The organism is Microcoleus sp. BM001215392 (genome assembly GCF_036700185.1).
Taxonomy (GTDB): Bacteria; Cyanobacteriota; Cyanobacteriia; order Cyanobacteriales; family Microcoleaceae; genus Microcoleus.
In genome coordinates this window covers 1-13,627 of sequence record NZ_JAUBOJ010000191.1, presented here as the reverse complement: position 1 = coordinate 13,627, position 13,627 = coordinate 1, and the positions used below count along the sequence as shown (strand labels likewise).

Below are 13,627 nucleotides of genomic sequence, written 5' to 3'. Positions count from 1 at the left end.
TTAATCACAATTAGTGAAGCCAGATTTTTTTGCAAATGATTTAGGATCGCTATATAACTCGATCAAATTATTGCGATCGCTCGTTGACGAAATTATCATCGTCGGTTGGGTATTGCTAGTTTTATTCTGGTCAGCTTACCACCAAGGTATTGCTGATGCCCGACGCGACGCGGGCGAAACTTCGACTTTACCTGTAGTTACTTTAGTCGCCAAGGAAGATAATATTGCTTTAGGCAGAAAGCTCAATAATGTCTTTGATGACAAACTTACTCTAGAAAAGTATAAATTCATTGGTGATAAAGGTTTATTTGACGACTGGCTAGGCAAGGCAGACACGGATACTTCTAACCCCAAAGAACCTAGAGTTTGGCGGTTGCTTTTGGAAAGAGGAAACTGGATTTATCTGTTTCCTGCTTTAACAAATGAACAGCAAAAAGACTCTCAAGCTCGCCCGCCTGTGATTGCTGTTCAACAAAGTCAATCGGGGGATCAATTGTTAATTATAAGTCCCGAACCTTCTAAACAGTCTAAATAAAGTCCGGGGGTTGATTGGATACCAAAATCATCTCGCTCGCCCCATCAGGTGTGTTTTCCAACTCGTTTTACCAATGCCCCATGCCCCATGCCCCATGCCCAATTACCGATTTTCCAATAATTTAGCAGTAGCATTGACCACGATTTGAGCGGAACCGGTGAAAAAAGGTCGATCGATAGTTGCGAGAGTATCCGTAGATTTGTGATAATGGGGCGATCGCAAATTTGCCGTATCAGTCACCAACACCGCACCAACTCCCTTATACCAGAAAGGCGCATGATCGCTCCGCAAAACATCGGGAGTCAGCACCCCTTTCAGGGGAACAGGTAGCGTCATCACCGGAGGTAAATCAGCTTTTGGCGACTCCGCAAAACTTCCCAACAGCAGCGGATGTTCCGCATCCCCAATCACAGCTATAAACTCGCCCTTGTCAGGAGATGTTACCCCGGCTGCATCTAAAAAAGGTTGCGGTGTCAATCCTTCGGGATATCGCTGACATCCGGGCGTATGACAGGCATAACCTACCATATCCAGGACGATCGCACCCTGCAAATTTTTTAACCGCGCCGGACTACCGGCGAATGCTAAACTGCCTAAAAGTCCGATTTCTTCCCGGTCAAAAAATGCCACTTGCAATGTCCGAGCAGTCGCACGAGAACCCAGCAACCTTGCTACTTCTAAAACTGCTGCAACTCCCGTCGCATTATCGTCAGCACCGGGGGATTGAGGTACGGTATCATAGTGTGCAGCAACGAGAATTGCCCCAGCCTTTGAGTCAGTACCCTTTTTTTCGGCAAAAACATTGATTCCGCGATCGAATTCCTGCAATTCTGGGGAAAAACCAAAGGTTTTTAGTTGTTGCGAAATGTAGTCTCTTGTAAAAGAGCGAGATCGTTCTCCATCGCGTTCTCCTGCTAAAGTTTCAACGTGTTTCCACAATCTAAACGGATCAATTTGAGGCAGATTTACTGCATTTTTTTCAGGAGTCAGGGGCGAGGGAGACGGGTTTTGCGAAATGTCGATTTTGCGATCGAGCGAAACGGACGGTACAGCCGAAAACCGCTGCCACGAGTCAGAACCCCAACCCGCAGCCACCAACGCAACCAGAATAAATAGTGCTATCCAAATCAATCGTTTCATCATCTAAGTATATTCAAGATTGTATACTGTTAGATTTTATATTTTACCTTGACACCATAGTTAAAAATAAACCTGTTTCAAAAAATGAAACTCAAAGCTTTTAACATTAAGTTCGTTATCGGAAGCTGAACTCAAAAACCCGGTTTATTTTATATTTATTGTTACTAAACACAAAATTCGTAGAAACCGGGTTTCTAGCCGCCGATGCCAGCCTTAGCGATGTCAATACCCGTTGGTGATTTTTTTACCTAAAAACTCCGTTAAAACCTTTAAATGTCGCCGTCGAATGTGTCTTGCTTATTGGGCAATTTAACGGCGACATCCCAGCATACTAATTATTTAGTCAATCTTCACAACTCAAAACTATTGTTTCTCCCATTCAATCTCCTTGTTTGCCAATATTAACCCGCTGCTACTGGGAAAAGCATAAGGAATAGTTTTTGCAGAAAAATCAACAACTTGAGTCGGTTGTTCAAACCACTCGGAATAACTGGGATTGAGTTCGTCGTACAGTGCTTTTAATGCTTGGATTTCTGCCTCAAGTTGCGCTGCTGCTTGGTTAATTTTGCGAGCTTGTGCTTGCAAGCGCTTTTCCCCGGTTTGAACGTCATTTTCAACTTTTTGCCAGTGCTGTCCCGCTAGCAATTTGTCTAGTTCGCCTTGTTTGTGATTGAGTACCGCCTGTTTTTGTTCGAGTTGCTTTTCAATAATTTGAGTTTCTCGCTCAATCTCCTGGATTTGTTGCAACCACTGCTCCCCAAAGGCAGCATTTTGCTGGTGGAACTCGGCCATGGCCTCAGGAGTATTATTCTTCGGAAAACTGACTGTCACTCGGCACTCTGAGCGCTGTAGGCAAAGTTTTTCCCGCGTCTCTTGCAGAGTGGCAACTTCTGCTTGCAGCGCGCGGATTTCTGTTTGGAGTTCTGGGATCGTCTGACTCATTGGTTCAATTCGTGGATTTGTGCATCGATTTTAAGCTAATTGTTTATTTTTATAACAAATCCCGGCCGCCTATTTGCCGGAATTATCTAATTTTAGCGCGATCCCAGCCCCTATCTAGGCATAATGGCGGATAATTTGTGGCACAATGGCCGATGACATATTTTATATAAAGATTAAAATTATAATTAGTTATGAGCGTATTTTTTGTTCTTTAAAATTTTTAATTTGTTAAATCTACATTAATGAATGTTTCATATGTTCTTCGCCACTCTCAGTTTTTGCTCATATTATGAAATTTATGATAGCAAAAAAGCAGGTTGTTAAAATTAGGAACTGGAGAAAATGAAAATAACCGAGCGATTAATGTTGGGATATCTAATTGCTGCAATTTTTGGTATACAATTTGGTATCAATGTAAAAATATTGCCGACAAGTGTAAGAGATGGAGATGCCAATCGCCCGGTAGAACCAATTTTGGCGGCGCCTCCGAAACTTAGCTACTTGCAATTGGCATCAGAACCATTGACCACGAGCAACTCCAACTTATTAATCGATGAATTGTCCCAAATAGAATTGGTTAATCCACCGAGCAATAATTTGGTAAATTCTCAGGAAATTCCTCAAAAAAATCGTGGCTTTACGTTAGAAATAATCGGTTATTATCTGGCTTTTATTTGTATAATAATCTTGTTATTAAGGAAGGCTAACACAAGAAGGATCTTATCCAAGGCGGTGGGGTTGCTCAAATCGAACTCTGAAACACAGAATGATGAGATAGCAGAAGCAGAAAAACGATTGCAGCCTCCCAAAAAAGAACAGGATATCCGGGATGCGATCGCCAAAATGACTCAAGATGTACAGCAAACTGCCGAATACGCCCTCGATATTTGCGAAGAAATGAGTGTCTCGATAATTGCCACTACCCCGGGCGGTCATATCCTGTCATTAAACCAAGCTACCTGTCAACTTTTAGGATACTCTAAAAAAGATTTATTAGGTACACAAATAGGCAAACTTTTTAAGCAGAATGACTCACCTGTACTAGGGTTAAAATTAGAAAACTCAACGGCAGAATATTCTGTCAGCAACGTCGAAAAAGTGTACATTTCCAAACAGGGAAAAAAAATAATTGTACTGCTTTCTATTTCAACTATTCGCGACCACAAAGGCAATGTGAGCGGTAACTTGTACGTAGCACAAGATATTACCGATAGCAAGCGGGCTGAAAGAGATTTGCGGCGCAGTGAAAAAAAGTTTCGGCAACTAATAGAGACTGTTAATGCTGCTGCATTTATCTATCAGCGCCGACAGTTGCGCTATGTTAATTGTCAGACCGAAGATATGACTGGATATAGTCGCGAAGAATTGCTAGCGTTGGATTTATATGATTTAGTTCATCCTGATTTTAGAGAAATAGTTAAGAAATGGGGCAAAGCCAGCCAGATTCGAGAAAGTGCCGTCTCAAAAAATGAAGTAAAAATTATCACTAAAACAGGAGAAATACGCTGGATTGAAGCCACTGTAGATATTATCAAGTTTGAGAGAAAAGCGTCCATATTAATCACAGCTTTTGACATCAGCGATCGCAAATTAGCAGAATTAGAACTAGAAACATCTCTTTCCTTGCTTCAAGCAACCATTGAATCTACTGCTGACGGCATTCTGGCGGTTGATGGTGGCGGAAAAGTTGTCAGCTTTAACCGCAAGTTTGCCCAAATGTGGCAGTTGCCAGATTTCCTGCTCGATTCGAGAGATAGCAACCAAATTTTGGGATTCGGAATCAACCAGTTAAAATCCCCGGAAATCTTTCTCAACCGCGCTAAAGAATTGTCGGATTTCCCGGATGCAGAAAGTTTCGATATAATCGAATTTAAAGATGGCAGAATTTTCGAGCGATACTCGCTACCGCAACTGACAGGAGGCAAAATTACTGGTCGAGTATTCAGCTTTCGCGATGTGACGGAACGCTGGCAATCACAAGAAAAACTTCGCAAAAGTGAAGAACGCTTTCACCTGCTGACGCGAGCAACAAATGATGCTGTTTGGGATTTTAACCTGTCAAAAAATGAGTATTGGTTGAGCGAAGAGTTTGAAAAAGTTTTTGGATACAAACTCAACGAAACTCAGACGATAGAATTAGAAGCATGGTGGCTAAATATTCATCCCGAAGAACGGGAAAGAGTGAAGTCAAGTTTCAATGAAACAATGAGTTCAGATGCTCAATGTTGGTCGGAGGAATACAGCTTTCGCCGCGCAGACGGGGGATATGTTTTTGTGCTCGATCGCGGTTACATCATCCGCAATGCTAGCGGTAAAGCCGTGCGGGCGATCGGTACCATGATGGACATCACTCAGCGCAAGCAAGCTGAAGAAATTATTCGCTATCAAGCTGTTTACGACCAACTTACGGGTTTACCGAACCGGATACTTTTTAACGATCGCCTCCAAGCGTCATTAATACAAGCTAAAAAAACCCAAAAAATGCTGGCTGTGCTGTTTTTAGACTTGGACAGGTTTAAAAAGATTAACGATACATTAGGTCACGCTGCGGGCGATCGCCTGTTAGAAGGTTTTGCCGGACGGATCAGCGACACTTTGCGATCGACTGATACGGTAGCCCGCTGGGGAGGTGACGAATTCACCGTGCTGCTTCCGGAAGTCAATGCCTTGGAAGATGCACTGAAAACAGCTCAAAGAATTCTCGACAATTTAAAGCCAGCATTTAAACTAGAAGAACAGCAGTTTCATATCAGCAGCAGCATCGGCATTGCCGTTTATCCCAACGACGGCGAAGATGCCGAAACTTTAGTCAAAAATGCTGATGCTGCCTTGTATTGTGCTAAAGAAAGGGGAAGAAATAATTATCAGTTATACACTTCAACAATTAATCCCCAAGGCAGCCAGTTGCTAAATATAGAAAATAGGCTGCACGAAGCTCTAGAACAGGGAGAATTTGAGGTTTTTTACCAGCCAAAAGTCAACATCACTACTTGGAAAATTCAGGGGATGGAAGCCCTGCTGCGCTGGAAACATCCAGAATTAGGTTTAGTTTCTCCGACGACATTTATTCCGATCGCCGAAGAGAACGGATTAATTGTCCCGATTGGGGAATGGGTGCTGCAAACTGCCTGCACTCAAAATAAAGCTTGGCAAGATGCTTTGCAACCAGATTTGCGGGTAGCAGTCAATTTTTCGGCGCGGCAGTTTCAGCAATTTAATTTAGTACAAATGGTGGCGAACTGTTTGAAAAAAACTAATTTAGAACCCAAGTATTTAGAATTAGAAATTACCGAAACTACGGCTATGCAAGATGTGGATTATACCACAAAAGTTCTGAGGGAGTTGCAGAGTATGGGAGTCCAGATTGCTCTTGACGATTTCGGCACGGGTTATTGTTCTCTAAATTATCTCAAAAAGTTTCCGTTGAATATTTTAAAAATAGACAAATCTTTTGTCAGCGAACTGACGACAGATCCGTGCGAACGGGCGATCGCCAATGCTGTAGCGACGCTGGGGCGAGATTTAAACTTGAGCGTGGTAGCTGAAGGAGTAGAAACTAAAGAGCAGTTGGATTGTTTGCGATCGCTCCACTGTCACGAAATTCAGGGTCACTATTTTAGCGCTGCCCTTTCGGCTGGCGATGCGAGCAAACTTTTGGTAAATTCTCTGTTGAGGAAAGTGAAAATTGCTTGACAGTTGTCAGTTGACAGTTGTCAGTTGTCAGTTGGGAATTCGATCGCCCGCGCCACATAAAATTAACTGGTTATCAGGTGCTGGCGCTGGTTTAGGTACGTAGTTGCGCTTGAGCGCTCTTTACGTAAATATGAAGAAGAGCGCTCAAGCGCAACTACGTACCTTGAATTGAGAGTAAAGAGTGATCGGTACTGCTCTGTCGTTGGAGGTGGGCGATCGATAACAGTAAAAGCGAGCGCTCGTCTGATACAATCTCGATCGATCGCGCCATAGAAATGACACTGATTGCTTGCACGAAGTGGTATAAAAAATGTTGCTAAATACACAGATGTTTTTAGCTCTTGAGAACTTTTGGTGATGCTAATACCAAGACCTTGCTTTTGCGTTATGTATCACGTTTTGTCATTGACATCTGTGATTAATATCACAGATGTATAATGATCTATACTATATCCATTTCTGGAGGAAGTTGGTATTATTGAGATGCTACTCAAATTACAAATACTATTCCCGTAGTATGAGCTATGTAAGAAAAATTTTAGTAAAACTGTTTCATCACTTTAGAGACAGGCTGTCTAATACTGAAAAGAGTATATACCTAATTTTAGCTGCATTATTAATTGTTCAAGTTGCTCAATTAGTTGCTCAATTAATAGTTGAGAACAAATATGTGTTTAGTGTTGTTTTAGGTATAATAATTATTGCCCTTGGTCTTTATCTATACTTAAAGCGACAAAGAGGTGTTAGAGATAATCATAAACTATCTGATTTAGACGATCAAAATAATTCAACTATAAATTATGACATTAACACAGGTGGCGGAAACTATAATCGAGTAATTAAAGGTAATTATGTACAAGGTGATTATATAAACATACAAGACAAGCGTGTAGATATGAGCAAAGATATTAGTTCCATTCTTGATGATTTTCGAGTTATTCTAACTAAAATGCAAAGTCAAGGACTTAGTATAGAGCAAGCAGTAACTCAAATGGCTAAAGAGTTAGCCGAAGAGAGTCGAAAAAAGCCCTACGTTAAAGGTAAGTTTCATATTGACGAAAATGCTGGTGACAGTGAAGTTTTTCAAGAATTTGTTAGGATTTTAATTCAACACAAGCATCTATTCAATCAAAAAACAGGCTATGAAGGAGAAGAAAATTATGGGAAGAAACTAATTATAAAGGGCATACAATTTATTTAGAATCCGACAGAAATGATTATTGGTATTACAAGATAAATGGCCCTCTGTGTAATGAAAGTGGTAAAAGCCTTAGCAAAGATTTGGCAATCGATGAAGCACAAGACAAGATAGACGAAGCAAGATTTAGTAATTGGTAGAGAGAAGTGTGCAGATGTAGCTCACCAATCAATCAGGTCTCAAATTTTAATTGTAATAACAACTTAAGGAGATATCAAGATGAGTAACAATGAAAACTGGACTGTTAACACAGGTGGCGGTAATTTCAACAGACATATTCAAGGTAGTTACATTCAGGGAAATTACTACGCCGCCGGAAAGCCTCAAAGCTTAGTGCAAGCAGCAGGCTAAATTCAAGCATTACTCAAACAACTAGAGACAAGCTATCCTAGCGATACACCAGCAAGAGATATGGTAATGGCAACGGAAGTGGTTAAACACCTCGAAAGTAACCCAACAATGAAACAAAAAGTTATAAATGGTGTTACAGAAGGTGGTCTGGCAGCGTTTGAAAAAGCTATCGATAATCCGGCTGGGGCGTTTATTACTGGATTCATCAAAGGCTGGAAGGAATTTAGGTTATAATCTTTGTTAAAGATTGGTAGCCAGCCTGGTAAATTTGTTATGGCATTAACATCTCGTGTTGTTCATAGCGACTCCGATATTTTAGGAGGAACTCCTGTTTTTGTGGGAACGCGCGTTCCAGTGAAAACTTTGCTTGATTATCTTGAAGCTGGTGATTCATTGGATGTGTTTTTAGATCATTTCCCTAGTGTCAGTCATGCACAGGCGATCGCAGCCCTTGAATTAGCAAAGGAAATGCTGAGTGCTTATGCGAATCCTGCTTGATGAATGTGCCCCAAGACCTCTAAAGCGCGAACTTGTTGACTGCGACATACGCACAGTCGTCGAGATGGGATGGTCAGGAAAAAAGAACGGTGAACTGCTGAGCCTCATGAGTCAAGAGGGCTTCACGATTTTGCTCACCACAGATCAAAATTTGCGCTATCAGCAAAATTTACAGCAAGCTGGAGTGGCAGTCGTCGTGCTTGTCGCATCCAGCAACAGGCTGCCTGATTTACTTCCCCTGATGCCAGATGCTCTTAACGCACTGAAGACCATTGCTCCGGGGCAAGTGATTGAAGTTAAAGGTTCCTGAAATTTGTGTAGGCGACGCAGCACAATCGATTTTAGGGTCGATCGACCGCGGGCGATCGCAAGAGCGCGACTTAAAACTTAAAATAGTGTGCAGAATAACGGACTTGTGCCAAAAGACAGAGGAAAATATCGCTACCTCAACATAAATGCTTTGTCTATGCAGCCGATTCGCACATTTAACGTTTCCCCGTCTCTGCCGGCAATTCTCGAACCCCTGCGCAAGCTTGCCTATAACTTGCACTGGGATTGGAACGTTGATACCAAAGACCTTTTCCGCCGGCTCGATCGAGATATCTGGGATTCGAGCAATCAAAACCCGGTACTGATGCTCGGAACCATTTCTCAAGAGCGACTGCAAGAAATGGCAGAAGATGAAGGTTTCATTGCTCAAATGAACCGAGCAGCCCAGCAGCTAGACGATTATCTCAAAAATCGTGCCTGGTACCGCAAACAGCGCGGCACCGATCGCCAGGAATGCTACGCTTACTTTTCGATGGAATTCGGCTTAGTTAAAGCCCTACCCATCTATTCCGGCGGTTTGGGCGTGCTCGCGGGCGACCACCTCAAATCTGCTAGCGACTTGGGCTTGCCCTTGGCTGGTGTAGGGTTGCTCTACCAAGAAGGCTATTTTTCGCAGTATCTCAACGCCGACGGCTGGCAGCAAGAACGCTATCCGCTCAACGATTTCTACAATATGCCCCTGCACCTAGAACGCAATCCCGACGGTTCGGAATTGCGGATTGAGGTGGACTATCCGGGGCGCAAGGTGTATGCCCGGATTTGGCGGGTACAAGTGGGAACGGTTCCTCTGTATCTGATGGATACAAATATTGAACCGAACAGCCGCTACGACCAAGATATTACCGACCAACTCTACGGCGGCGATAAAACTCTGCGGATGCACCAAGAAATCATGCTGGGCATCGGCGGGGTGAAAATGCTCAAGGCTTTGGGCTTGACTGTTACTGCTTATCACATGAATGAAGGCCACGCGGCTTTCATGGCTTTGGAACGCATACGGATGCTGATGGAGGAACATCACCTGAGTTTCACAGAAGCGGAACAGGTTGTGGTTTCGAGCAGTATGTTTACGACTCACACCCCTGTGCCTGCTGGGTTTGACTTGTTTGAGCCGGATATGGTGATGCACTATCTGAGCCAGTATCCCAAGATGTTTGGTTTGTCGAAAGAGGAATTTCTGGGATTGGGCCGGGAAAATACTGCGGATTCGTCTGCGCCTCTGAATATGGCAATTTTGGCAATTAAAATGTCGAGTTTTGTCAACGGGGTGGCTGCTTTGCACGGTGTGGTGTCGCGCCCGATGTTCCAAGGGTTATGGCCGGGTTTACCGATGGAAGAAGTGCCGATTACTTCGATTACCAACGGGGTGCACGCTCGCAGTTGTGTGGCGAAGTCAACTCAGGAGTTGTACGATCGATACCTCGGCCCGGATTGGGAAATGACTGGTAAGGACGATCGCCTGTGGGACAGAATTAACTCGATTCCTGATGAGGAATTGTGGCGCAATCACGAACGCTGTCGATCGGAGTTGGTGGTATTCGCGCGGGAGTGGCTGCAAAAGACTCTGCGCGAGCGCGGTGCGGCTCAAACGGAAATCGAACCCGCACGCGAGGCTCTCGATCCGAAGGTGCTGACGATCGGATTTGCGCGCCGTTTTGCTACTTACAAACGGGCGACACTGTTTTTGCGGGATGTCGATCGAATTATGCGGATTATGCGGGACAAAAACTGCCCCGTGCAGTTTGTGATTGCTGGGAAAGCTCACCCGATGGATATTCCGGGTAAGGAATTGATTCGGGATATCGTTCACTTCATCCGCGAACACGACACCTTGAATTCGATGGTGTTTTTGCCGAACTACGACATTAACGTGGCTCGGATGATGGTTTCCGGCTGCGATGTGTGGCTGAATACGCCGCGCCGTCCGCGTGAAGCTTCTGGTACTTCCGGGATGAAAGCTTCGATGAATGGTTTGCCAAACTTGAGTATTCTTGACGGTTGGTGGGATGAGGCGGATTATGTTCGCACTGGTTGGCCGATCGGACATGGCGAGTTTTACGAAGATACTAAGTATCAGGATGATGTCGAGGCGAATGCTTTGTACGACTTGATGGAAAAGGAAGTTGTACCGCTGTTTTACAACCGGGATTCTGATGGAATTCCTCGCGGTTGGACGGCGAAAATGAAGGATTCGATTGCCTTGAATTGTCCTTTGTTCAATACGGCTCGGATGGTGAAGGATTACGCGCGGCGGGCTTATTTCCCGGTGAGCGATCGCTACCACACCATGACTTCTGACGGATGCGCTCCAGCTAAGGAGTTATCTCAGTGGAAGAAGCACGTTCTCGGAAAGTGGCATTACATTAAGATTGAGGCTGTTGATATTTCCGAGGATAAGGAAGTTAAGGTCAATCAGTCGATCGCTGTTAAATCTCGCATCAATCTCATGGGATTAACACCTGCGGATGTGCAAGTTGAACTTTATCAAGGTTCGGTTGATGCTAATGGCGAGATTGTTGGCGGCGTGCCGATGGTAATGGAGTATTTGGGAGAAGATCCTCACAATGCTAGCCTTTATACGGCTGACATTACTTATACTTCTAGCGGTTTGCAAGGTTTGTCATTGCGGGTTTTGCCGAAGCACGATAATCTCAGCAGTCCCTATGAACTTGGTGTGATTATCTGGGCACATTAGTCAGTTGACAGTTGACAGTTGACAGTTGACAGTTGACCCTTCGACTACGCGGCGGTTGGTGCCCTTCGACTACGCGAGCGGGCAGGCAATTGACAGTTGTCATGGTCAATGCGCGATTGTGCTCTTCTTCCTCTCTTCTTATTGAAGTTGGGGAATGACTATGTAGCCGGTGGTGCGATCGCCCAAAACCAAGTTCCGATCGATTCCCCAGTACCACCAGTGCGCAGCGATATAAGCGCACAGCAAGGCATCTAGCTTGTCTTCTAAGGCTTTGAGAGTTGCAACACTGGTGGGGATTTCGGGGAGTTTTGAACCGCCACTCACAGGCAAGATTCCTGTGCTACAAGACAGATTTAGACTTGGTTCAAGGCTCGGTAAAATATCTACAATATACTGGCAGAGTTTCATCAATTCTAGTTGACGCTCTGCCAGTTTTCCTTTTTTGTATTTGATGATTCTATCTAATTGAAATAAGTTGATTGTGGCTGGATGGGGAAAGACTTCTATTTGATATCTGCCTAATTTCTTAGCTTCTATTATCGGTGCGTGGACAAATCCTCGGGCTTCTAAACAAAGGCCGAATTCGACTGTTTTTTGGGCGAAGGGGCGGGAAAGGTTGGCGGGATAGCAGCCTGCGTGGTAGCGCCCGAAGTGTTTGTGGGTGAGTTTGTCGGCCTCGCGCATTCCCGTTGGATTGGTGATGATTGTGGGGGCGTCTACGGCGATGATGGCTGGTTCGGTTGGGGAGATTTGCCGATCGATCCAGGTGAGGATGTCGTTGGTTGCTAATTGGCGATCGCACTCGATGAATTGTAATTGGTTATTTTCCCAATTTAAGCAGCACAAACCGCTGGCCCCGGAACTCCAACCTAAATCAATGCCGATAAATTTCATAATATTTGTAAATTAGTCCTGGACGCGCGCTGAGATTAGAAACCCGGTTTACTCGTATATTTCTCGTTCCTCCCCGCAAAATCTCGTAGAAACCGAGTTTCTGACCCCCATCTGTCAGCCGTGATAATTATACATAAAAATCTAGCTACAGATTAGGATATGGCAGTGCCGTTTCCCTACAGATGGTTGTGTGCCAGAGATAATTGCACCATCAAAAATATGATACAATGATAGATATAAAATTGGATAGGAGAAATATAGTATGTTGGCAGAAACAGAAAAACGCTACTATACTCCCGAAGAATATTTAGCTTTAGACGAAGCTGCGGAATACAAAAGCGAATATCTAGATGGAGAAATATTACCGATGACTGGTGGAACAGCTAATCACAATAAAATTGCGCTGAATTTTTGCCGCATATTTCCCTTGACTGTAAGCGGGCAAAATTACGAGATTTTTATCAACGATCTGCGGTTGTGGATACCGCGTTATCGTCTGTACACTTATCCAGATGTGATGGTGATTCAAGGTGAACCGGTTTATCAGGCAAACAACACCACTACTGTGACAAATCCGTTGCTAATTGTTGAGGTTTTGTCGAAATCTACTAAAGATTATGACAGAGGGGAGAAGTTTCTTTATTATCGATCGATTCCTGAACTTCGGGAATATATTTTAATTGACCAATACAAATATCATGTCGAACAGTTGACTAAGACGGCTAATGATAAATGGCTATTTACTGAGTATGAGTCAGAAGATTCTGTATTAGCAATGGAATCGGTTGAGTTCCAAATTAGCTTGACGGATATTTACGATCGCATAAATTTTGAAGTCGCCGCAGCATAGAATTGTTGCACAATCGTTTGGCAGCAAGGACTTCAGCCATCAGTCTCCTCAATTCGAGCGATCGCCCAAACTCCACTTAACTTTTCTCCTGTTTTTCATCGGATGACTGGGGCTGTTTTTGCTTTTGACGTTCTCTCACAGCTTGTTCTAAAAGGAATGCTGATAAGCCGCTGATTGAGCGCCGTTCTTCATTAGCCCACTCTTGGAGTAGATCGTAAATTCCATCTGCTATGGAGGTTGATACACGTTTAGCCATTAGAAGTTAATTGTTTCTTATTTAAGCCGATCGCCAGTGTGCAGTATTTTAGACAATCTTGTCCATAGTGCTGCAATGTGCTCACTATATATACTCTGAGAAGGTCAAAAGCCAGCGCCGAACTTTCCGATGACTCGCGCTGGCTTCCAAAGACAAGGGGACTATCGAAAGAAAAGGAGATAAGAATATGAGATATCTTGCAAAAATCAAAATGTATATGTAGGGGCGTAGCATTTGGGCGAAAA

The 13,627-nt window shown here is 43.8% G+C and carries 15 protein-coding genes; 9 read left to right on the top strand and 6 right to left on the bottom strand.

Annotated features, from left to right (window positions below; genetic code table 11):
• Window positions 1-13 precede the first annotated feature (13 nt).
• Entirely contained in the window at window positions 14-535 is a 522-nt protein-coding gene (locus tag QT974_RS19735; RefSeq protein ID WP_333470125.1) for a hypothetical protein, read from the top strand.
• A 102-nt stretch (window positions 536-637) separates the two neighbouring features.
• Here the strand turns inward: QT974_RS19735 and QT974_RS19730 are convergent, their stop codons facing one another.
• Both QT974_RS19730 and QT974_RS19725 read right to left on the bottom strand, forming a co-directional pair.
• The gene (locus QT974_RS19730; RefSeq protein WP_333470124.1) at window positions 638-1,678 is read right to left on the bottom strand and encodes a M20/M25/M40 family metallo-hydrolase; all 1,041 of its coding nucleotides are present in this window, start codon (window positions 1,676-1,678) and stop codon (window positions 638-640) included.
• 360 nt (window positions 1,679-2,038) lie between these two features.
• Window positions 2,039-2,617 carry a hypothetical protein gene (locus QT974_RS19725; RefSeq protein WP_333470123.1) on the bottom strand — a complete coding sequence of 193 codons (579 nt, stop codon included), beginning with the start codon at window positions 2,615-2,617 and terminating at the stop codon, window positions 2,039-2,041.
• A gap of 342 nt (window positions 2,618-2,959) precedes the next feature.
• Between QT974_RS19725 and QT974_RS19720 the strand changes: the two genes are divergently transcribed.
• Window positions 2,960-6,310, top strand: a complete 3,351-nt coding sequence (locus tag QT974_RS19720) for an EAL domain-containing protein (protein ID WP_333470122.1) — start codon at window positions 2,960-2,962, stop codon at window positions 6,308-6,310.
• Between the two features lie 154 nt (window positions 6,311-6,464).
• Here the strand turns inward: QT974_RS19720 and QT974_RS19715 are convergent, their stop codons facing one another.
• Window positions 6,465-6,605, bottom strand: coding sequence for a hypothetical protein (locus QT974_RS19715; protein WP_333470121.1), 141 nt, complete (start codon window positions 6,603-6,605; stop codon window positions 6,465-6,467).
• A 222-nt stretch (window positions 6,606-6,827) separates the two neighbouring features.
• On the opposite strand from QT974_RS19715, the gene QT974_RS19710 reads away from it, so the two are divergent.
• From QT974_RS19710 to glgP, 6 genes are all read left to right on the top strand, one after another.
• On the top strand, window positions 6,828-7,511 hold the full coding sequence (locus QT974_RS19710; protein ID WP_333470120.1) for a hypothetical protein: 684 nt from the start codon (window positions 6,828-6,830) through the stop codon (window positions 7,509-7,511).
• A gap of 216 nt (window positions 7,512-7,727) precedes the next feature.
• Window positions 7,728-7,859, top strand: a complete 132-nt coding sequence (locus tag QT974_RS19705; protein WP_333470119.1) for a hypothetical protein — start codon at window positions 7,728-7,730, stop codon at window positions 7,857-7,859.
• A 66-nt stretch (window positions 7,860-7,925) separates the two neighbouring features.
• A complete protein-coding gene (locus tag QT974_RS19700; protein WP_333470118.1) occupies window positions 7,926-8,093 on the top strand; it encodes a hypothetical protein in 168 nt (55 codons plus the stop codon).
• Between the two features lie 3 nt (window positions 8,094-8,096).
• Window positions 8,097-8,357, top strand: a complete 261-nt coding sequence (locus QT974_RS19695; RefSeq protein WP_333470117.1) for a DUF433 domain-containing protein — start codon at window positions 8,097-8,099, stop codon at window positions 8,355-8,357.
• Complete coding sequence (locus tag QT974_RS19690; protein ID WP_333470116.1) at window positions 8,341-8,667, top strand: hypothetical protein; 327 nt, start codon at window positions 8,341-8,343, stop codon at window positions 8,665-8,667. Before QT974_RS19695 ends, QT974_RS19690 begins: the two co-directional genes overlap by 17 nt.
• Before the next feature lie 156 nt (window positions 8,668-8,823).
• Entirely contained in the window at window positions 8,824-11,382 is a 2,559-nt protein-coding gene (glgP, locus tag QT974_RS19685) for an alpha-glucan family phosphorylase (RefSeq protein WP_333470126.1), read from the top strand.
• Window positions 11,383-11,520: 138 nt separating this feature from the next.
• Here the strand turns inward: glgP and QT974_RS19680 are convergent, their stop codons facing one another.
• Window positions 11,521-12,276 carry a DUF429 domain-containing protein gene (locus QT974_RS19680; protein WP_333470115.1) on the bottom strand — a complete coding sequence of 252 codons (756 nt, stop codon included), beginning with the start codon at window positions 12,274-12,276 and terminating at the stop codon, window positions 11,521-11,523.
• Window positions 12,277-12,538: 262 nt separating this feature from the next.
• On the opposite strand from QT974_RS19680, the gene QT974_RS19675 reads away from it, so the two are divergent.
• Window positions 12,539-13,126, top strand: coding sequence for a Uma2 family endonuclease (locus QT974_RS19675; RefSeq protein WP_333470114.1), 588 nt, complete (start codon window positions 12,539-12,541; stop codon window positions 13,124-13,126).
• Between the two features lie 76 nt (window positions 13,127-13,202).
• Here QT974_RS19675 and QT974_RS19670 read toward each other — a convergent pair whose 3' ends face one another.
• Window positions 13,203-13,382: a ribbon-helix-helix domain-containing protein gene (locus tag QT974_RS19670; RefSeq protein WP_333470113.1), complete on the bottom strand. Its 180-nt coding sequence runs from the start codon at window positions 13,380-13,382 to the stop codon at window positions 13,203-13,205.
• A partial coding sequence (locus QT974_RS19665) for a hypothetical protein (protein ID WP_333470112.1) occupies window positions 13,375-13,627 on the bottom strand: 253 nt, incomplete at its 5' end. The genes QT974_RS19665 and QT974_RS19670, both read right to left, overlap by 8 nt.

Excerpts from the sequence above, each read along its gene's own strand:
- QT974_RS19730 (WP_333470124.1), bottom strand. The coding sequence starts at position 1,678 with ATGATGAAACGATTGATTTGGATAGCACTATTTATTCTGGTTGCGTTG.
- QT974_RS19725 (WP_333470123.1), bottom strand. The coding sequence starts at position 2,617 with ATGAGTCAGACGATCCCAGAACTCCAAACAGAAATCCGCGCGCTGCAA.
- QT974_RS19720 (WP_333470122.1), top strand. The coding sequence starts at position 2,960 with ATGAAAATAACCGAGCGATTAATGTTGGGATATCTAATTGCTGCAATT.
- QT974_RS19710 (WP_333470120.1), top strand. The coding sequence starts at position 6,828 with ATGAGCTATGTAAGAAAAATTTTAGTAAAACTGTTTCATCACTTTAGA.
- QT974_RS19705 (WP_333470119.1), top strand. The coding sequence starts at position 7,728 with ATGAGTAACAATGAAAACTGGACTGTTAACACAGGTGGCGGTAATTTC.
- QT974_RS19700 (WP_333470118.1), top strand. The coding sequence starts at position 7,926 with ATGGCAACGGAAGTGGTTAAACACCTCGAAAGTAACCCAACAATGAAA.
- QT974_RS19690 (WP_333470116.1), top strand. The coding sequence starts at position 8,341 with ATGCGAATCCTGCTTGATGAATGTGCCCCAAGACCTCTAAAGCGCGAA.
- glgP (WP_333470126.1), top strand. The coding sequence starts at position 8,824 with ATGCAGCCGATTCGCACATTTAACGTTTCCCCGTCTCTGCCGGCAATT.
- QT974_RS19680 (WP_333470115.1), bottom strand. The coding sequence starts at position 12,276 with ATGAAATTTATCGGCATTGATTTAGGTTGGAGTTCCGGGGCCAGCGGT.
- QT974_RS19675 (WP_333470114.1), top strand. The coding sequence starts at position 12,539 with ATGTTGGCAGAAACAGAAAAACGCTACTATACTCCCGAAGAATATTTA.
- QT974_RS19670 (WP_333470113.1), bottom strand. The coding sequence starts at position 13,382 with ATGGCTAAACGTGTATCAACCTCCATAGCAGATGGAATTTACGATCTA.